19 protein-coding genes are annotated in these 18019 nt (G+C 45.4%); 5 read left to right on the forward strand and 14 right to left on the reverse strand.

Annotated elements, in window-relative coordinates; translation table 11 throughout:
- Positions 1-90 precede the first annotated feature (90 nt).
- The 3 genes from IGI88_RS05465 to IGI88_RS05475 all read right to left on the reverse strand — a co-directional run bounded on the left by IGI88_RS05465 (position 91) and on the right by IGI88_RS05475 (position 2315).
- Positions 91-930 (reverse strand): glycosyltransferase family 8 protein, encoded by an 840-nt coding sequence (locus tag IGI88_RS05465; protein WP_008380189.1) that lies wholly within the window; start codon positions 928-930, stop codon positions 91-93.
- Between the two features lie 222 nt (positions 931-1152).
- Complete coding sequence (locus IGI88_RS05470; RefSeq protein WP_005233313.1) at positions 1153-1674, reverse strand: NADPH-dependent FMN reductase; 522 nt, start codon at positions 1672-1674, stop codon at positions 1153-1155.
- A gap of 35 nt (positions 1675-1709) precedes the next feature.
- Positions 1710-2315 carry an NADPH-dependent FMN reductase gene (locus IGI88_RS05475; protein WP_005233311.1) on the reverse strand — a complete coding sequence of 202 codons (606 nt, stop codon included), beginning with the start codon at positions 2313-2315 and terminating at the stop codon, positions 1710-1712.
- A 202-nt stretch (positions 2316-2517) separates the two neighbouring features.
- Here IGI88_RS05475 and IGI88_RS05480 point away from each other — a divergent pair, with 202 nt between their 5' ends.
- Positions 2518-3372, forward strand: a complete 855-nt coding sequence (locus IGI88_RS05480) for a MarR family transcriptional regulator (protein ID WP_429960258.1) — start codon at positions 2518-2520, stop codon at positions 3370-3372.
- 59 nt (positions 3373-3431) lie between these two features.
- The gene (locus tag IGI88_RS05485; protein WP_207490813.1) at positions 3432-5183 is read left to right on the forward strand and encodes an ABC transporter ATP-binding protein; all 1752 of its coding nucleotides are present in this window, start codon (positions 3432-3434) and stop codon (positions 5181-5183) included.
- A gap of 53 nt (positions 5184-5236) precedes the next feature.
- Here IGI88_RS05485 and IGI88_RS05490 read toward each other — a convergent pair whose 3' ends face one another.
- Positions 5237-5602: a hypothetical protein gene (locus IGI88_RS05490; protein WP_008380201.1), complete on the reverse strand. Its 366-nt coding sequence runs from the start codon at positions 5600-5602 to the stop codon at positions 5237-5239.
- A 163-nt stretch (positions 5603-5765) separates the two neighbouring features.
- On the opposite strand from IGI88_RS05490, the gene IGI88_RS05495 reads away from it, so the two are divergent.
- Together IGI88_RS05495 and IGI88_RS05500 are read left to right on the forward strand one after the other, a co-directional pair.
- The gene (locus IGI88_RS05495) at positions 5766-6098 is read left to right on the forward strand and encodes a helix-turn-helix domain-containing protein (protein ID WP_005230670.1); all 333 of its coding nucleotides are present in this window, start codon (positions 5766-5768) and stop codon (positions 6096-6098) included.
- Positions 6099-6103: 5 nt separating this feature from the next.
- Positions 6104-6580: an ImmA/IrrE family metallo-endopeptidase gene (locus tag IGI88_RS05500; protein WP_034858679.1), complete on the forward strand. Its 477-nt coding sequence runs from the start codon at positions 6104-6106 to the stop codon at positions 6578-6580.
- Between the two features lie 69 nt (positions 6581-6649).
- Here the strand turns inward: IGI88_RS05500 and IGI88_RS05505 are convergent, their stop codons facing one another.
- From IGI88_RS05505 to IGI88_RS05525, 5 genes are all read right to left on the reverse strand, one after another.
- Entirely contained in the window at positions 6650-7462 is an 813-nt protein-coding gene (locus IGI88_RS05505) for a metallophosphoesterase family protein (RefSeq protein WP_196044152.1), read from the reverse strand.
- A 4-nt stretch (positions 7463-7466) separates the two neighbouring features.
- Positions 7467-8249, reverse strand: a complete 783-nt coding sequence (phnE, locus tag IGI88_RS05510; protein WP_005233297.1) for a phosphonate ABC transporter, permease protein PhnE — start codon at positions 8247-8249, stop codon at positions 7467-7469.
- Complete coding sequence (gene phnE, locus IGI88_RS05515; RefSeq protein WP_008380208.1) at positions 8246-9025, reverse strand: phosphonate ABC transporter, permease protein PhnE; 780 nt, start codon at positions 9023-9025, stop codon at positions 8246-8248. The genes phnE (IGI88_RS05510) and phnE (IGI88_RS05515) overlap by 4 nt, the downstream gene beginning before the upstream one ends.
- Positions 8997-9788 (reverse strand): phosphonate ABC transporter ATP-binding protein, encoded by a 792-nt coding sequence (gene phnC / locus IGI88_RS05520; protein ID WP_005230661.1) that lies wholly within the window; start codon positions 9786-9788, stop codon positions 8997-8999. Before phnC ends, phnE (IGI88_RS05515) begins: the two co-directional genes overlap by 29 nt.
- 160 nt (positions 9789-9948) lie before the next feature.
- Positions 9949-10881 (reverse strand): phosphate/phosphite/phosphonate ABC transporter substrate-binding protein, encoded by a 933-nt coding sequence (locus tag IGI88_RS05525; protein ID WP_008380209.1) that lies wholly within the window; start codon positions 10879-10881, stop codon positions 9949-9951.
- Between the two features lie 196 nt (positions 10882-11077).
- Between IGI88_RS05525 and IGI88_RS05530 the strand changes: the two genes are divergently transcribed.
- Entirely contained in the window at positions 11078-11749 is a 672-nt protein-coding gene (locus IGI88_RS05530) for a cyclic nucleotide-binding domain-containing protein (RefSeq protein ID WP_008380210.1), read from the forward strand.
- 187 nt (positions 11750-11936) lie between these two features.
- Here the strand turns inward: IGI88_RS05530 and IGI88_RS05535 are convergent, their stop codons facing one another.
- From IGI88_RS05535 to IGI88_RS05555, 5 genes are all read right to left on the reverse strand, one after another.
- Positions 11937-13808, reverse strand: coding sequence for a beta-glucoside-specific PTS transporter subunit IIABC (locus tag IGI88_RS05535; RefSeq protein WP_429960259.1), 1872 nt, complete (start codon positions 13806-13808; stop codon positions 11937-11939).
- Between the two features lie 137 nt (positions 13809-13945).
- Complete coding sequence (gene licT, locus IGI88_RS05540) at positions 13946-14788, reverse strand: BglG family transcription antiterminator LicT (RefSeq protein WP_016608476.1); 843 nt, start codon at positions 14786-14788, stop codon at positions 13946-13948.
- 278 nt (positions 14789-15066) lie between these two features.
- Positions 15067-15972 (reverse strand): EamA family transporter RarD, encoded by a 906-nt coding sequence (gene rarD, locus IGI88_RS05545; RefSeq protein ID WP_005230654.1) that lies wholly within the window; start codon positions 15970-15972, stop codon positions 15067-15069.
- Between the two features lie 156 nt (positions 15973-16128).
- Positions 16129-17565, reverse strand: a complete 1437-nt coding sequence (locus IGI88_RS05550; RefSeq protein WP_275626508.1) for an MDR family MFS transporter — start codon at positions 17563-17565, stop codon at positions 16129-16131.
- Positions 17562-18002, reverse strand: a complete 441-nt coding sequence (locus IGI88_RS05555; protein WP_005230651.1) for a MarR family winged helix-turn-helix transcriptional regulator — start codon at positions 18000-18002, stop codon at positions 17562-17564. The genes IGI88_RS05550 and IGI88_RS05555 overlap by 4 nt, the downstream gene beginning before the upstream one ends.
- Between the last annotated feature and the right edge of the window lie 17 nt (positions 18003-18019).

Raw genomic sequence — 18019 nt, forward strand, 5'->3', positions numbered from 1 at the left:
ATGCGTCTACTTGATTTTACAAGAATTCCCTTCAAAAAATGATCGAAAAAAAAGCTTTACCTGTCTTTTGTCCAAGTAAAGCTTTTTTAATCATACGCTCTTTGATTGTTCCTCTTCAAACTTCCGCCGTTCATTTTCTACATATTTGTATAACGAACCGTAGCGGCTGCGATAGCCTTTCTTCCATGGTTTCTCTTTGCCGCAAAAATGCAGCAGAACGGTATGTTCGATGACCCAATCCAAACTCCATTCCCCTAGGCTGATCGTCTCATACGTACGGTTTTTCCGTACATCATAGTTATAGAGCTGATCAGGAATCGCCAGCACCCGATCACCATATAACCCATTCAAAATATCTTGATCCGGCAAAAAGAGGTTCAAATGATTTTTCTCAATGAAGGCTGCAATTTCTGTTTCTTTGACCTCTTGCCGTAGCTGGTGCACATTCATCAGCAAGACACCTGAATTATAGTAGCCTTCTGACTCATAATTGCGCAAACGGACTTTATTGATGACCGTCGTCACTTCTGTCAGCTTGGAATGACTGGCAGCGGCATACAGAAAATCCCCTAACGTCAGCTCATACAATGGGCGCAAATCATTGATGCACAAAATATCCGCATCCAGATACAGGATTTTTTCCACCTGCTGCGGCAAGTAATTTTGTGCCAACAATCGATAGTAGATTGATTCTGGGTAGCGGTCACTAACTGGTGCCGTTTTAAAGATCGAACCAGAACCGATGATGACGGGATGATAGGTCATCGCCAATTTTTGACAAAAGACCTCTAGCTCTGCACCTTGTCTCAATTCTTTTTCTTGTAAGACATAGACATCGAAAGATGCTGCTGTCGTATGGCGTTTGATTGAATATAACGTTGTTTTTAATTGTTCACTGAATCGATCATCAATCGCAAAAAGTAGATTCATGCTCTTGTTCACTCCTCTGTTACTGGATGCACTCGCTGGGCAAAAAATCGAACGCAGTTGCCCGCATCTTCTGTTCTTCTAGTATACCCGATTTTTAGTCATTCTTTCAGTGAAATAGCCTTTCCAGTGAAAACCATTCCTTGGAAACGCAAAAAAATGCTGCTCCATTCAATGAATGAAACAGCAAATGATCGATGATAAATGGTGACCTCCTAAAACAGATCAGCGAATCGTGGCAAAAGCTTTTGACCACAACAACAATTCATCCAGCATGTCATTGACACCTGCAGCCATGTGCGCACCGGGTTTGAAGGTACTGAAATTTTCAAAATCTGTGAAGAGATTGAAGGCTGGGTTAGTCCGCACGGTGGCAACTTTTTGTTCAGCTAAAACGTTACGCAATTGTTCAGCGGCACGAATCCCACCGCCAGAACCATAACTGACGATCCCAGCTGCTTTATCAAACCATTCTTCCCGTGCAGAGTCTACGGCATTTTTCAAGGAAGCCGCAAAACCGTGGTTGTATTCTTGTACGATGAAGATATAGCCATCTAATTCAGCGATTTTTTTGTTCCACGCCATGTTTGGCTCAGCCGTTCCCATAAACGGTAAATCAAATGCCTTTACATCAACGATCTCAAACTGATGCTCTGACCGTTGAGTAGCAATTTCTTGAATATATGCTCCGACTTGCGGACTTACGCGTCCTTCTCTTGTACTGCCTAAAATAATACCAAATTTCATGATAGGTTCCTCCTAAGATTGTTTTCGTTTGTTTTTTAACGATTGGCAAATGTGTCTGCCCAGTCCAGTAATTCCGTCAACATATCGTTCATTCCTGCCGTCATATGTTCGCCAGGAGTAAAGGTGGCAAAATTTTCAAAATCAGTGAATAAGTTGAAGGCTGGATTAGTGCGCACCGTGGCTACTTTTTGTTCCGCCAAAATCAAGCGAACTTGCTCAGCGGCCCGAATACCCCCTGCTGAACCATAGCTGACGATTGCTGCTGCTTTGTTGAACCATTCCTCGCGGGCGCTGTCTAACGCATTTTTCAAGGAAGCCGATAGCCCATGATTGTATTCTTGTACGATGAAGATATAGCCGTCTAATTCAGCGATTTTTTCATTCCACGCTTGGTTCGCTTCGCCTGTACCCATAAAGGGCAAGTCGTAGTCTTTGATATCAATGATTTCAAATGAGCGGTCGCTATGTGCTCGTGCTGTTTGTAAAACGTAATTGGCTACTTGCGGACTCACGCGGCCTTCTCTCGTGCTGCCAACGATGATTCCGATTTTTTGCGCTTTTTTCTTTTCCGGAGTGCGATACACCTCTTTAATTACTTCTTTTTCAATTATTTGTTCTTTTTTCCCAAATCCAAAGACCATTCTTTTGTACTCCTTTTATTGTGTTTTCTTTAACGATGGACTCAGCATATCAAACTTACTTTTAGTAAGTCAATCATTTTGCTTACTTTTTGTTAGAAAAAAAATCCCAGCTATTTCCTCTTGACATTCGTTCGGCACCGAACTATAATCGACCCATCGATATCATTAGGTACCGAACAATAATTCAAAAGGAGTGTTCTCAATGAGTACAATGACCGATCACTTAATGAAACAGCTTCGTTTTATCAGCGAAGCCAGCAATGCTTTTATGAGTCAAAATAACCAACGCCTTTCTGGACAGCAACGCGTCCTAGCCGTTTTAAATTTAGAAGATGGCTTGGTGCAAAATTACCTCGCAGAAGTTTTAGATTTACGGCCAAGTTCCTTGGCAGAACTATTGAAGAAAATGGAAAGCAGTGGGGATATCCAACGCAAAGAAGATGCAGCCGACAAAAGGATCAAACGAATCTTTCTGACAGAGACTGGACGAAAAAAAGCAGAAAAATTACTGGCACAAAAAGAAGCCGCCAGCAGTCAAACGTTTTTTGCTGGGTTAACAGAGGAAGAACAAACCGAATTTGCCCGTCTGCTTGAAAACATCGCCGCTGGGTGGGAAGCTGACTTTCAGCAACAGACGCAACGCTTTATTGACCCGATGGATCGTCTACAAGCTATGCAGGAGATCCGGGAACAGATGATGAAGCAATGGGGTGGAAATTGGCAGGAAATGACGAATGACGATCGCCGAAAAATGAAGCAACAAATGAAAGATACTTGGCAAGATATGGGCGCTGACGAGCGGCGTCAAATGAAAAAGCAGATCAAAGAAGCCATGCGGCAAATGCCATTTCCTGGACACCGCGGCATGTTTGGCAATCGGCCATTTGGGCCATTTGGGCCATTTGGACCATTTGATAGTAGCGAGGCGAATGACCCACGGGACACATGGGGAAAAGGCAACTTTTTTGATGCCTACGGGTTTGGACAAGGCCGCAAAGCAAGACCTGATTCCGCTTCTAAAGACGAAGCAGCCGAAGATGATTGGCAGGATTTCTAATAGCACCTAATGAAAAAGAAAAAGCTGCAGGCCATCTTGCTTGTAGCGGAGGAAAACGAATGGAAACAACGACACCAACAGTGAACAAAAATAAATTTAAAATGAAAGACTTTATCCACCTGATCGTCAGTGTCAATCCCAAGAAAGGCTTGTTTCTTTTAGGGATGCTCTTTAGCCTGATCACGAGTGCCGCCAGTTTGGTCGTGCCGCAGCTGACGAAAACGCTAGTCGATGCCAGCGGCACCCCCACGTTCAACACCTCCATGCTAGTCGTTTTGATCCTAGCCTTTGTGCTGCAATTAGGCGTAGGCACTTTAGGCGGCTTTCTCTTGCGCTATGTGGGAGAAAGTGCCGTGAAAACATTACGAGAACGTCTTTGGAAACATCTGCTGCATTTGCCAGTCAGCTATTTTGATGACCATAAGTCGGGGGAAAGCAGTTCGCGACTCGTTAATGATACTTCCGTGATCAAAGAACTAGTCACCTCGCAATTTCCCAGCTTTGTCACTGGCTTGATCCAATTGGTTGGTTCGATGATCATCTTGTTTTTGATGGATTGGAAGATGGCTGCGATCATGTTCAGTGCGGTGCCTTTGATCACCTTGATCATGTGGCCGATCGGCAAGATCATGTCGAAACTAGGACGCCAACTACAAGCAGCGACTGCCGATTTCAATGCGGATGCCAGCGAAAAACTCTCAGAGATCCGTTTGATCAAAGCCAGCAACGGAGAAGCTAGTGAACAAGAAAACGGTCGGCGCAACATTGGGGCAATCTTTACCCTCGGTGTCAAGGATGCGAAAGTTAGTGCGATTTTGCAGCCAATTATGACGACGGCAATGCTGGGCTTACTCGTAGGAATCCTTGGTTATGGCGCGATCCGTGTCCAAGCCGGCACCTTGACGAGCGGCGCATTGATCGCTTTTCTACTGTATCTCTTTAATATTATTGCGCCTGTGACGACGTTTGCGATGTTCTTTTCGCAAGTTCAAAAAGCGATGGGTGCTACGGAAAGGATCCAAGAAATTTTGGATACGCCGCTGGAGCCGATTCAGGCAGCACCCAAAGCCGCCATCGATGGCGCTGTCTTACGGGCAGAACAGATCGATTTCAGTTACGATCCCAAACGGCCGATTTTGCAAAACATTTCTTTTGAAGCCAAGCCCAACACCGTGATTGCTTTTGCGGGACCAAGCGGCGGCGGAAAATCCACGATCTTCGCTTTACTGGAACGCTTTTATGAACCCACCAGCGGGCGCTTGCTGATTGGTGAACAGCCGATAGCTGACATTGATCTGCAGGACTGGCGGGCACAGATCGGCTATGTTTCCCAAGACAGTGCGGTCTTTGCCGGTACGATTCGGGAAAACTTGCAATACGGATTAAGCCGAACACTGTCAGAGGAGGAATTGTGGCAAGGACTGGCATTGGCTTATGCCGATCAGTTCGTCCAAGAGTTCCCCGAAAAACTAGAAACACAAATCGGCGAACGCGGCGTCAAACTATCTGGCGGGCAAAAACAACGGATCGCCATCGCACGAGCATTCTTGCGAGACCCCAAGCTGCTGATGCTCGATGAAGCGACCGCCAGCCTAGATTCTCAGTCGGAAGAAAAGGTCCAGCGGGCGTTGGATCATCTAATGGAAGGGCGCACGACATTAGTGATCGCCCATCGCTTGTCGACCATCGTGGATGCCGATCAAATCTACTTTATAGAAAAAGGTACCATTACCGGTCAAGGTACCCATGCAGAATTGATCAACAATCACCCGCTTTATGCTGCCTACGTGAATGAACAAATGATCAATTAAAGAATAAAAACTAGAAAAAAACTGCTTATTGATGGATAAGCAGTTTTTTTCTATTAGCCAACGGCTGAATGTTGCTTCTCTTCACGCGCCACAGGCACTTGATTCCCTCGCTGTAATTCTTTCAGCACCTGGTTTTCTGCCCGCAAAAAATCCCTTTCGCTTTGGGCAGTAGCAAGCTTTCCTTGATAGACCAAAACTTCTTCTTGGTAGGTTTTGGCGGTCTTTTGGACTTCTTCTTCTAACTGATCGATTTTATGGGTCAATTCTTGATTGATCTGTTCATATTTTAGGTAAAGCTTTTGGGCATTTTCGATATTCGTTTGTTCCAAATTCGCTTTGCTGGATACTCGGGTAGCCAAATAAGTAAGTACACCAGTAATGAGTGACGGCAAGACAACTGTTACGATCGATGTATCCATGATCCTCCCCCATTCTTTTCGATACGATTCATATCATCTGTTTCCAGTATAAAAGATACGATTCGTATCGTCAACTGATGTGATATTTTTTATATCAAATAATACAAAAATAGATACAAATTATATCCAACGTGCTATACTACAAAAAAGGAGGCGATCACTCATGCTTGGCGAACGGCTAAGAACACTCAGACTACGAACCAACCAAACCCAACAGCAGATCGCAGATCAGCTAGGGATCACCCGCGCAGCGTATTCGCATTTCGAAAATGATCGTAACGAACCCGATGGCGAGACCATCGTCAAACTCGCGGAGATTTTTCAAGTATCCACCGATTTTTTATTAGGCAGACAAGTCCCGGCAGGCTTTACGCCGCCCTCTGCAAAAGTTCAAACCGTTGCGGCCCATATTGATGATGACGTCACCGATGAGCAGATGGAAGATATCCTCAGCTATATTGAATTTATAAAACAGCGGCACGCCCAAAAGGAATGATGGAAATGGATAAAGTAGAAGAACTGATGGCCGCCTACCCAGACTTGCACTTTATTTTCGATAAGAATATGCCTGATGGTCAGCAAGGATTGTACATCGATCACCATATTTACTTGAACCCTGACCAATCACAAGAAGACCTCTTGAGCACCATCGGTGAAGAAATCGGTCATTATTTGACCAGTGCTGGCGACATTACCGCCCAAGACACCAACGAAAAACGCAAACAAGAACGCAAAGCCCGTGACATTGGTTCTGCGATCGTGGTCACGCCCTATGATATCATCGCTTGTTTTGAAGAAGGCTGCAAAACGTTGGCGGCATGCGCTGATTTTTTAGGTGTCCCCCCACAAACCTTCAAAGACGCAGTCACCTATTATGCTCGCCGCTTTGACGGTATCAAAACCGAAGAAAACTATACCTTGTTTTTCCATATCGACGGCACGATTGAAGTTGTCAAAACCTTTGGCAATCAAGGTTAAGCCTTTTTTGCACAAAAACAGACGTTCCTTTCCTGCTGCTAAATTCAGCGTTGACGGAACGTCTGTTTTTTATCCTTGCATGTTGACCCGCATCAATACGCGGTTCGGTCGATAGTTTTCTGAGGATTGATGAACCAGCGCGCCTTCCTCAAAACGATACAAATTGTATCCATAGCGTTCTTCAAAACGGACCATCCCCTCGCCTTCATCTTCCCCGACAAACGACATACTTGCCACAGTATAGTAAGGAATCCCTGCGATCGTTCCCGTAAATGCATGATGGGTATGTCCACTGAGAATACAAGAGATCTGATACTGCTGCAATAATGCCACCAAACGATTGGCACCGGCCCATGCCGGCGTGCTTGCTTGATAAGGCAACAAATGATGGTGCGTCACAAAGATGATCTTTTTCTCTTTGAGCTGCGCCAGCGTGGCTTGCAGCCATTCAAACTGTCGCTCATCTACGATACCGTCGGCATAGCCGTAACAGGAATTATCGAAAGTCACGACCGCCAATGTCTCCGTTTCATAGACTTGATTAAAAGGTGTATCACTGGCCGTTTCTACTGACTTGCCTTGCCAGCCTTGGCGAAAATGCCGTTTAATATCATGATTGCCTAGCGTTACTACGATCGGCACTGAGCCAAAGGCTTTTTCTAGATAATGCTTCAAAGAGGCATAATCGGCAGGCGCGCCATCTTCGGTCAAATCACCGCTGATCACCACCAAATCAATCGCCCCTCGCGCCTTGGCATCTTGGATACACTCTTCAAGAGGAATCAAGGGATTTTGCATAGCTGCCAGCATTCCTTGATACCCTTCTTCACAAGGCAGGTAACTTTCTCGAAAATGGATATCTGATATATGCAATATATTCATAGGTTTATCTCAATTTCTTTCTGATGATTCCAGTCAACTGGTCTAATAAGAAGACGGTCACAACGACGCCCAACAAAATAATACTTACCTTGCTCCAGGTTCTGGTTTGAATAGCAAAAATCAATGGTGCACCGATCCCGCCAGCACCGACTAACCCTAACGTTGCCGCACTGCGGACCGCAATTTCAAAATGATTCAATGCAAAGGAACTATAGATGGGTGCTAAGTAAGGGACCCGCACGAAAAACATCGTCTGCCAAAAGTTGGCACCAACTGCTTGCATCTCTTCCGTCAAGCGCTCATCCATGGCTTCCATTTCTTCGGTGAACAACTTGCCCAGCATACCAATCTGGTGGACACCGATCGCCATAACCCCAGCAAAAGGTCCTGGACCTACCACACGGACAAAAATAATCGCATAAACTAGCTCTGGAAATGCCCGCAAGATATTGCAGATCATTTTGCCGACCTTCGCGACCCACGGCGCAGAAGCCCATAGATTGGCGGCACTCAGCAAAGTCACCGGTATCGCACAGACTGTTGCGATCATCGTTCCTAAACAAGCGATGCCGATCGTCAGTAACAACAAGCTCCACAGATCTTCCCCACTGCCGTCATAAAAGAAAGACCAGTCTGGCTGACTCAGCCCTTGCAGGACATCTCTTCCCATCGCTAAGGAAAAAGTACTCAATCCGGAATAATCCAGCGTCGCTGCGGATAATGCCAGTAAGATAGCAAAGAGTCCCCATAACAGCCAAGTCGTTTTCTTCACTTCTCTGATCATCATAGGAATGACCTCCTTACCCGCTCACTTAGAAAATCAACGATCGCTACCGTTAGCAAAATCGTCAAGATAATGATTGAGACCCGTTCATAATTCAATAATGCCAATGAGGCGTTCAGGATGACCCCGATCCCGCCGGCACCAACATATCCTAACACCGTCGAAGCTCGAACATTGACTTCAAAGGCATAAAAAGTATAGCTGGCAAACTGGCTGATGACTTGAGGTATGATCGCCCAAACAGTCACTTGAAATTTATTTGCCCCTACCGCTGCCGCTGCTTCGATTGGCGCAAAATCAATGGTTTCGATTGCTTGGAACATCAGCTGTGAAACCATACCAAAGGTAAAGACCGCGATGGTCAAAACACCAGTGGCTTCACCGATCCCAAAAATCGCTACGAACAATGCCGCCAACAATAGGTTGGGAATCGTCCGCACCAGCCCTAAGAGAAAACGCATCGGCACAGAGACCCAACGGCTTTCTGTCACGACTGTCGTCGCCAACAGACTCACCGGTATTGCTGCGACTACTCCTAAAACGGTGCCTAAAAAGGACATCTGCAGTGTCTTGATCAAGGGCATCATCAGTTGCGGTAAATAACTAAAATCCGGATGCAAAAATCGAGCCATGAAAGCTGTCATCTGGCTTCGATTCGACCACACTTGTGCAAAATCAGCCCCCGTGATCCAGGCACTGCTTTGAAAAAAGAGCAGCAATAAAAGAATCAGCAGCAGGTGTTTGTACCAATTAAAATGAACTGTTTCTTTCAGTTTCATCGATTTCTCCTGCCTTTTCTTCAAAAATTGCTTTCCCATAGATTTGTTCTAAACGCTGATCCGTCAAAGCGGCTGCGTTGCCGTCAAAAACGATTGCACCTGCTTTTAAGGCAATGATCCTTGTCGCATACTGACGAGCCAAGGGAATCGAATGCAGATTGATGACAATCGTTTTTCCCATTTCTTGATTGATCTTCTTCAGATCCTCCATCACTTTCTCTGTCGTGATGGGATCTAGCGATGCCACGGGTTCATCTGCTAAAATCACTGGTGCTTGTTGGACCAAGGCACGGGCGATGGATACCCGCTGCTGTTGCCCACCACTCAACTGGTCGCTTCTCGTTTGCAGTTTGTCTGACAAGCCGACAGTCGCTAGTGCTTCTTTCGTTCTTTCATAGTCTTCTTTCGTAAACAACCCTAAAATACTTTTCCATGTCCCGTAATACCCCAAACGACCAGATAGCACATTCTTTTGGACAGTACTACGTTTGACCAAATTGAAGCTTTGGGAGATCAATCCGATTTGTCGGCGAATCAAGCGCAATTCTTTTTTATTGGCTTTCGTGACTGATTTGCCATCTACCCGGATATCTCCTTCAGTGATTGGCACTAAGCGATTGATCGAGCGCAAAAAGGTACTCTTACCAGCACCGCTCAAACCAATGATTGCCACAAATTCTCCTTGTTCAATCGTTACATCTATGTTCTGTAATCCTTTGACCCCATTCGGGTAGACTTTGGATACATTCTCAAAAGTTATCATCTGTCTTCTCCATTATGTAGGGACCGCGGCAAAGTTTCCCCAATCGGTCACGGTCTATCTCACTAAAAAATGCACTGATACTGCGTATTCCACCTATTCCCCTAGTAAATCGCTGCACATCTCCGTGTCCCGTTATCCTTCTACCGCAATCCCTGATTTTTTACTCTGCTGCTCGTTTAGTATAGTCGCGAATGGTATCGTAAGCAGAATCAGCTGCTTCTTCATACCCTTGGTGTCCCCACAAGCTCATTGCTTCGGCGCCTTCTTCATCGTCTGCCATATTCAAGAACACTTCTTTGATCTGCTCTTTTAGTTCAGCATCCATCGTCGGTTGAACGGCAATGGCGTCATTCGGGATGTCCCCTTCGGTTAAGTAAAGAACTTTTAGATCTTCGAATAAATCGTTATCTGGGAAGCTTGACGCAAAGACATTCCGTGCCCCTTGAAACACAAAGGCGGCATCCATCTGACCATTCAAGACTGCAGTGATCTCACTTGGAATATCGTTCACCGTCGTTAATGTAGCATCCGTCGTTGGATCAACTCCTGCATCTTTCAACTCGGCAACTGGGTAAATATAGCCGCTGGCAGAGTTCGGACTCAATGTAGCGATTTTTTTCCCTTTTAAGTCCGTCAATTCTGTCATATCGCTATCCGCACGTACCAAGATCTCCCCTTTGAAGGTATTGGTTTTTTCCCCTTCTAATGGCAAGCCGGTCTCTGGATCATAGGCACCTAATTGAGAAGTCAAAATCGCTTCTGCTGCATCCATATCTTTGGCTTGAACATAAGCGGCTGGCGGCATGATCCCTAAATCAACTTGTCCAGAAGCCATCGCTTCTACGATCGTCGAATAATCCGTTGCTAACGTTACTTCTACTTCACGGTCTAATTTTTTTGATAAATACTCAGCAAACGGTTTTGCTTTGGCTTGCATCGAGCCGTCATTGTTGGTCGGTACGAATTGTACCACCAGCTTTTCTTTTTCGGCTGCGGCACTGCTGTCGCTGCTGCTGCTCCCATTCCCACAGCCGGTCAATGCGGCAACTAACGCAATTCCTAACATTCCTTTAACAATTCGTTTCAATGGCATTTTTTCTCCTCCTAATGGTTTGAAGCTTTCTTACATTCAAATCATACCAAGTATCCCTTCAAAATGAAGTGACACATGTCCTATTTTACCTTATTTTTACATACAATTTACATTAGTTTTTATTTATCGTTCGTGTTGAGTCAAAAGGGGAACTAAGCTATACTTAAAGAAAACCATTCAGGAGTGGCTGATTCCCATGAAAAAAATCGATGATACCGCACGCCTCAGGAATTACATTGACACATACGATCTGCAATCTTATATGGACAATGATTTGTTAGCGATGGCCACTTTGCATTCCTTTGAAAAAGAAGAGCACCTGATTCGAACGGGCACGCCTTCTGAATACTTGTATTTTCTCGTAGAAGGAACCGTGATGGTCTATTCCTTCTCTTCGGATACCCAAACGATTTGTATTGATTACGCCAAGCCGGCTGCACCTTTAGGGGAAGCTTCCTCTTTATGGGAACTCTTGCCGAAAAGCAGTGTCAAAGCCGCTTCTGCTTGCGTCTGCGTCTGCATCCCTTTGAATCGCTACCGCAGCACCTTGCAACAAGACGTCCGCTTTTTGCAAACCATCTGTCAGTTGCTCAGTTCCCGCTTGAATTCGGGGATCAACTTAGCGAATTCATTGACGGAACCTGTAGAGACACGGTTGGCCAAATTTATTCTTGCGCATCAAGAAAACCAACACTTTTCCTTTCAGTTAACCACCTGTGCCGCAATCTTGAATGTCAGCTATCGCCACCTGCTGCGAACCTTTACCAGCTTTCGTGAAGACAAGCTGATCGAAAAACAAAAACAGGGCTATGCAATTCTCGATTTCCCCGCTTTAGAGTCGCTTGCCGAAAATTTAAGCCATGTATAAGGAGCAGCCCATAAGAATGTTCGGATTTTCCCTGAGTACGCGTTCCTGCTGTTGGTCTTGCCCTTAACTAGCGCTGTGACAAGCATTCTCCACCGAAGAAGGCAAGCGAGACCGGCAACTGCGCCTTATTTTCTTACAAAAAACCCGATCCTTGCTGATATTCAGTCGAGGATCGGGTTTCTTTTGCTTATTTTACGATGGCTAAGAAGTCTTCTCCTTGCAAGACATCGGTTTGATTCATATCCATCACATCTAAATATTGCGGCGTATTCGTCACAACGATTGGTGTAATCGTGGATAAGCCGGCAGTTTTGATCGTATCTAGATCAAACTTCACCAACAAATCACCGCGTTTGACTTGATCGTCTTGTTTAACAAAGACCTCAAAGCCTTTGCCATCTAGTTCCACGGTATCCATACCAATATGCATCAAGACTTCTGCTCCATCCGTAGTGGTCAAACCAACAGCATGGCCGGTAGGAAAGAGCGTCGTGATGGTGCCATCTGCCGGCGCATACAAAGCCCCGACGGTCGGTTCGATGGCGATGCCTTTTCCTAATGCACCAGAAGAAAAGACTTGGTCTTTGACTTCTGCTAAGGGAACCACTTTGCCTTCTAACGGACTGCTGAGGATCACTCGTTCTTTAGACGAACTATCTGTGGGTGCTGCTGGCTCTTTTGCTGGTGCTGCACTGGCATCGGTTGCTGGCTGATCTTCAAAACGTAAGAAGAAGGTCAAGACAAACGCGGCGCCAAAAGCGATAGCCGTTCCGATTGAAGCTGCGATCAGACCACTTAGATCTTTCGTATCTTGTGGGATAAAGGAAGGAAGACTTAGTAAGCTGACTAACCCAAAGGTATAGTTTTCGACTTGGCTGAAGCCGATGAAGGCTCCCCCGATGGCACCACTGATACACGCGGCGATAAATGGTTTTTTCAATGGCAAGGTTACCCCATACACCGTCGGTTCTGTGATCCCAAAAATTGAGGTGATCGTTGAAGAAAGGGCCAAGCCTTTCAATTTCACATTTTTTGTCATAAAGAACACTGCTAGCGCTGCACCACCTTGAGAAAGGACAGCTGGCAACAGCATTGGTACCATGGTATCGACACCGGTTTGGCTGAGATTCAACATGATGATCGGTACAAAGCCCCAGTGCATGCCAAACATCACAAAGACTTGCCATAAACCACCCATGACAGCCCCAGCGATCAGTGGGCTGAAGTGGTAAATGCTGTCATAGGCACTACCTAACAAGTTTCCTAAAATCGTTCCTAGTGGACCGACGACAATAAAAGTCAATGGCGCCATAATCAAGAAGACCGCTAAAGGCACACAGATGATCTGTAAGAAGCTAGGAATGACTTTTTTAAAGAAACGCTCCACATAGCTTTGTAAAAAGACCGCTAAAATAATCGGAATGACGGAAGACGTATAAGCACTCGCACCAATAATGACCGGAAGGCCTAAGAAACTCAACGTTTGCCCAGCCAAAGCGGTAATGTCTGGATGAACCAACGCCATCGCTAAGGAAACCGCTAGAAATTCATTGGTACGAAACTTCTTCGCTGCAGTAAAAGCCAACATCACTGGTAAATAGGTAAATAACCCATCGGCAATCGCATACAATACGGTGTAGACCCCAGAATCAGCTGCCAGCCAATTCAAGGTGACTGCCAGCGTCAAGAATCCTTTTAAGACCCCAGCACCTGCCATTGCGCCTAAAAATGGCGTAAAGATCGACGAAATAATATCCACCAGTTGATTCAACAAATTGCCTTTGTCGCCTTTGCTGTCTGCTTCTCCATCGAAGTTCGCTACTCCATTCAATTCACGGTAAACGTCGCTGACATGACTGCCGATCACCACTTGGTATTGTCCGCCGCTTTGAACGACTTGGATCACGTCGTCGTCTTGATTCAAGCGTGCCGTATCCGCTTTGTGCTCATCTTTTAATTTGAAACGCAAGCGGGTCGCACAATGCACCACGCTGTTGACATTTTCTTTGCCGCCCACCGCATCAAGGACGCGAACTGCAATTTCTTTATTTGAACTCATTTTTTCAACACTCCTTTTTTAATAAAAAAACCCAGATTGAAAAAACGACCGTCTAACGAGTTTTTTCCTCGCTGACTGTTGTCTTTTCAATCTGGGTATTGCCTGCCTGACAGTAACAATCCGTTAATGATTGAATGTTAATTGGTTTGATCATTGACGACACGTTCGATGTGGATCGTTAAGTAGATCATTTCTGATTCACCGATCGATTTGTCGTAGGTTTTGATCAAGTACTCGTTGATCCGTTGGACCGTTTGAAACGCTTTAGGGTACTTCGATTGCACAAGGGCGAATAAAAATTCATCTTTTTCCCCCGAAAGTTCATCGCTTAAATAACGCTGCGCAAAATACTGCAAATGCGTGGTGATCCGTTGATAATTCAAGGAATCTGGGTTAAAGACTCGTCCATAAAAGCGACTGATGATCGCCAGTACGTCACGTACGATTTCTACCGCTTGCATCGTGGTTTCCATCGTGCCATTGGCTTGTTCGCTATTGACGATATGAAAGGCGATAAAGCCGATCTCCGATTCTGGCAATGTAATCCCGAAGACTTTTTCAAAATAAGCAACGGCATCTGCTGCAACCGCATACTCTTTCGGATAAAATTTGCGTGTCTCAAACAACAATGGATTCGGCAGCTCAATGCCTTCACGTGCCCGAACCAGCGCATAATGGATATGGTCGGTCAGGGTCAAATAAATATTTGGCGACAGCTCGATCCCCAAGGATGCTTCTGCATCATCCACCACTTGCTTGACGGCTTCGACTTCTTCCACAGGAATGTCTGAAAACAATTGCTGAAACTGATTTGCAGTAAAGGTATCCTTTAACACAAATTCTTTTTCGACAAAGGCTTCATCCACTGGATCGCCGACTTTTTTCTTAAACGCAATGCCGCGACCCATATAGATCACTTCCTGACCGGCATCATTGGTCGAGATGACGACATTATTATTTAAAATTTTTCCAATAATCATCGCTTTCCCTCACTCCAAAATAAAAAAACCTAGAATCTCCCCGTTAGCGCGCTGCGGTCAATTCTGGTTTTGCCTGCCGAACAGTAACAATCCTTGTAACTGAAAGAATAATAACACACCCCCGTGGCAGATGCAACCCTTTTCAAACAAAATTTCTACAACGGGTTTTTCCTTTGTTATACCATTGAAGGGTTCTCCTTGCAACATCCTTCACTACCTAAAATGTTTTGTTTTTTAATAAAAAAAGGAACGGCCCAGCTGCAGCCATTCCTGATGCATCAGAGTTGCTTTCTTTGCTGTCCCATGCGCCGCTCTTTCATCGCCGTCCCTAACGTACCATAGGTGAAGACCGCGATCCCCAGCCAAATAAACGCAAAGGCGGAAAATTGGGCCAGTGAATAGGTTTCGTGAAACAAAAAGATGGCTAACAAAAGCATGATCGTCGGGTTGACGTATTGAATAAACCCAAGCGTAATGTAAGAAACATTTTTCGCGGCTTCCGCAAACAGCAGCAGCGGAATAGCCGTCACGATCCCAGCACCCATCAATAAGAGATTGGTTTGCAAGGGATAATTCATAAAGCCGACGGTTGAAAATCCTAAAATATACACGAGCGCAAAGGGGAAAATCACCATCGTTTCGATCGTTAACCCAGTAACCGAACTAATGGGGATCCTTTTTTTGATCAAGCCATACGTACTAAAGGAAAAGGCCATGATCAGTGAGGCATAAGGAATCGTTCCTGTTTGGATCGATAATAAGATCACCCCGATACTTGCCAGCAGACACGCCAGCATGCCAGTACGACTAAGACGTTCCTTCAAAAAAACGGTCGCTAACAAGACATTGACTAGCGGATTGATGTAATAGCCTAAGCTGGCTTGCATCACGTGGCCCGCACTCACCGCGAAGATAAAGGTGAACCAGTTGATGGAGATCAGCACAGAAGCTAAAACGATCAGTCCAGCAAATGCTTTGTTCTTCCACAGCAGACGTGCTTCTTGTAAAAATTGCGTTTTCTTCCCAGAAAGCACGATAAACAACACCATAAAAACAAAGGACCACACGATTCGGTAGCACATCGTTGCTAATGGCGAAACCCCAACGATTATTTTCCAATATAGTGTGACCAAGCCCCACAAGACATAGGCAGACAATCCAAAATAAACGCCTTTATTCTTCATTTTCTCCCTGATTTTTTTCCATTAAAGCAAGCCTTTAATGAAAAAAAATACTCCTCCTAAACCATAAGTTATCTTATTATATCGAATTTTTTGGTTTTTCATAGAGTTTCATGAAATAAATCAAGAAAAGCACCCTTCAAAGAAAGGTGCCCCTCTTTATTCCAGCGGTTCTTCCGCACCTTCCAGCCACACGGCTTCTGGTTTCTGATCACGAATCAAGAATAGCCCCGTTGCAAACAGCAGTCCAGAAGCGATCGTCATCAATAAGAAAGAAACATTCATCCCATGAAGCAACGCACTCGTTCCTGTTAAGGTCGTGCTTTTTTGCGCCACACTATTCATGATCCCGACAAATAATGCTGTCCCGATGGCGCCTGCCACCGTCCGCAAAGAAGTCAATAACGCTGTTCCATGCGCCGTCAGCTGCGGCGGAATATTTTTATTTCCCCACGTCACGAAGGGCATCAACAAACAGCCTGTGGCGGCACAGCGCAGCATGTTCAAAACCACTGCTACCCAGATACCCGTATGCATATGGATAAAATACATGCCGATGTTGCTCAAGACCAGTGAGCCGCCGCCAAAAAGCGTCAACAGACGGATGCCGACTTTGTCATAGATTCGCCCAGCCACGGGACTTAAAAATGCCGAGACCAGGGAACCTGGCAAAACGACTAATCCCGAGATCGTCGCTGATTTGCCTAAAATCGACTGCACGTAAAGCGGCATCAGCATCGCCGAACCCATCAAGACCAAGTAAAGCATGATACTGCCAAAGACACTGATGGCATATTCTTTTGTTTTTAAGACCCGCAGATCCAAAAATGGGGTTTCCGCTCTTAACTGACGGAAGACAAAGAAGATTCCTGCTACCAAACCGATCCCTAAGGTTCCTAAAACCGGCAAGCTGAAAAAGCCATAGCTGCCGATATTGCCAAAGCCTAAAGTGATCCCACCAAAGGCGAAGGCACTCAAAACAAAAGAGGTCTGATCAAATTTGCTGTTGCTTACTGGCAACACATCATCAAAAACCTTTATGGCCCAAATCAACGAGATCAAAACGATCACGGCAACGATATAAAAAATCGCATGCCAGTTCAAGCGGTCCACGATCACCCCAGCAAGAGTCGGTGCGATCACGGGTGCCGCGGTGATCGATAATCCATACCAGCCCATCACCACACCGATACGATTGATCGGATAGATCGATAAGAGGATCACTTGCGCCATTGCGGTCAAGATTCCATTGCCTACGGCCTGCAAAATACGAGCAAGCATCATGACTAGAAAATTGGGCGCTGTGGCACAAAGCAGCAAGCCCACCAACGCAATTCCTAAGGCAGCGAGATAGAGCTTTTTGGTTGGCACACGATTCATAAGATATGCCGTCAAGGGCATAACGATCGCCATTGCCAAAGAATACCCGCTAGTCAGCCATTGGCCCGTAGTGACGGAAATCTGCAAGTCATTGACGATGGCGGGTAAAGCCGTCGTCAATGCGGTCGCCAACATGGATACGGCAATACATGTAATCATTAAATTAATAAAAATCAGCGTCCGCTGACGTTCCGTTCGTTGGACTGTTTCACTCAATCAACGTCCGCCTCCTTCTCAAGATAAAACTGTTCGATTTTTGCTAAGGCTTGACCAAAGGCTTGTTTTTCTTCTGCCGTCAAATAGGTCAACATTTCTTGGTGCGCCTTGCTGCGTTTTTCTTTCATTCGCTGTGCCTCTTCCTTGCCTGCTTCTGTCAGCGAAATCAAATGACTGCGTTTATCTTTCGGATCGACTTCTTTTTGGATCAGCCCTTTTTCAGCCAGTTTCTTTAGTAGTTCGCCAGTGGATGTCGAACGAATCGCTAAATACGCGGCGAGATCTTTTTGGGTCAACGTGCCTTTTTCGTCCAATACCAGTAAACAATTGAACTGCCCCCGTCCCGGCATAAAGCGTCCATACTTTTGTTCCGCATACCGCCGATTTAATTTATACACTTCAAACAATCGTTCCACGATTTCTTGTTCGGAAACCATCGATCTTCAGCTCCTTT

Source organism: Enterococcus sp. AZ179, assembly GCF_050498885.1.
Lineage (GTDB): Bacteria > Bacillota > Bacilli > Lactobacillales > Enterococcaceae > Enterococcus_D > Enterococcus_D entomosocium.

Excerpts from the sequence above, each read along its gene's own strand:
- IGI88_RS05465 (WP_008380189.1), bottom strand. The coding sequence starts at position 930 with ATGAATCTACTTTTTGCGATTGATGATCGATTCAGTGAACAATTAAAA.
- IGI88_RS05470 (WP_005233313.1), bottom strand. The coding sequence starts at position 1,674 with ATGAAATTTGGTATTATTTTAGGCAGTACAAGAGAAGGACGCGTAAGT.
- IGI88_RS05475 (WP_005233311.1), bottom strand. The coding sequence starts at position 2,315 with ATGGTCTTTGGATTTGGGAAAAAAGAACAAATAATTGAAAAAGAAGTA.
- IGI88_RS05480 (WP_429960258.1), top strand. The coding sequence starts at position 2,518 with ATGAGTACAATGACCGATCACTTAATGAAACAGCTTCGTTTTATCAGC.
- IGI88_RS05485 (WP_207490813.1), top strand. The coding sequence starts at position 3,432 with ATGGAAACAACGACACCAACAGTGAACAAAAATAAATTTAAAATGAAA.
- IGI88_RS05490 (WP_008380201.1), bottom strand. The coding sequence starts at position 5,602 with ATGGATACATCGATCGTAACAGTTGTCTTGCCGTCACTCATTACTGGT.
- IGI88_RS05495 (WP_005230670.1), top strand. The coding sequence starts at position 5,766 with ATGCTTGGCGAACGGCTAAGAACACTCAGACTACGAACCAACCAAACC.
- IGI88_RS05500 (WP_034858679.1), top strand. The coding sequence starts at position 6,104 with ATGGATAAAGTAGAAGAACTGATGGCCGCCTACCCAGACTTGCACTTT.
- IGI88_RS05505 (WP_196044152.1), bottom strand. The coding sequence starts at position 7,462 with ATGAATATATTGCATATATCAGATATCCATTTTCGAGAAAGTTACCTG.
- phnE (WP_005233297.1), bottom strand. The coding sequence starts at position 8,249 with ATGATGATCAGAGAAGTGAAGAAAACGACTTGGCTGTTATGGGGACTC.
- phnE (WP_008380208.1), bottom strand. The coding sequence starts at position 9,025 with ATGAAACTGAAAGAAACAGTTCATTTTAATTGGTACAAACACCTGCTG.
- phnC (WP_005230661.1), bottom strand. The coding sequence starts at position 9,788 with ATGATAACTTTTGAGAATGTATCCAAAGTCTACCCGAATGGGGTCAAA.
- IGI88_RS05525 (WP_008380209.1), bottom strand. The coding sequence starts at position 10,881 with ATGCCATTGAAACGAATTGTTAAAGGAATGTTAGGAATTGCGTTAGTT.
- IGI88_RS05530 (WP_008380210.1), top strand. The coding sequence starts at position 11,078 with ATGAAAAAAATCGATGATACCGCACGCCTCAGGAATTACATTGACACA.
- IGI88_RS05535 (WP_429960259.1), bottom strand. The coding sequence starts at position 13,808 with ATGAGTTCAAATAAAGAAATTGCAGTTCGCGTCCTTGATGCGGTGGGC.
- licT (WP_016608476.1), bottom strand. The coding sequence starts at position 14,788 with ATGATTATTGGAAAAATTTTAAATAATAATGTCGTCATCTCGACCAAT.
- rarD (WP_005230654.1), bottom strand. The coding sequence starts at position 15,972 with ATGAAGAATAAAGGCGTTTATTTTGGATTGTCTGCCTATGTCTTGTGG.
- IGI88_RS05555 (WP_005230651.1), bottom strand. The coding sequence starts at position 18,002 with ATGGTTTCCGAACAAGAAATCGTGGAACGATTGTTTGAAGTGTATAAA.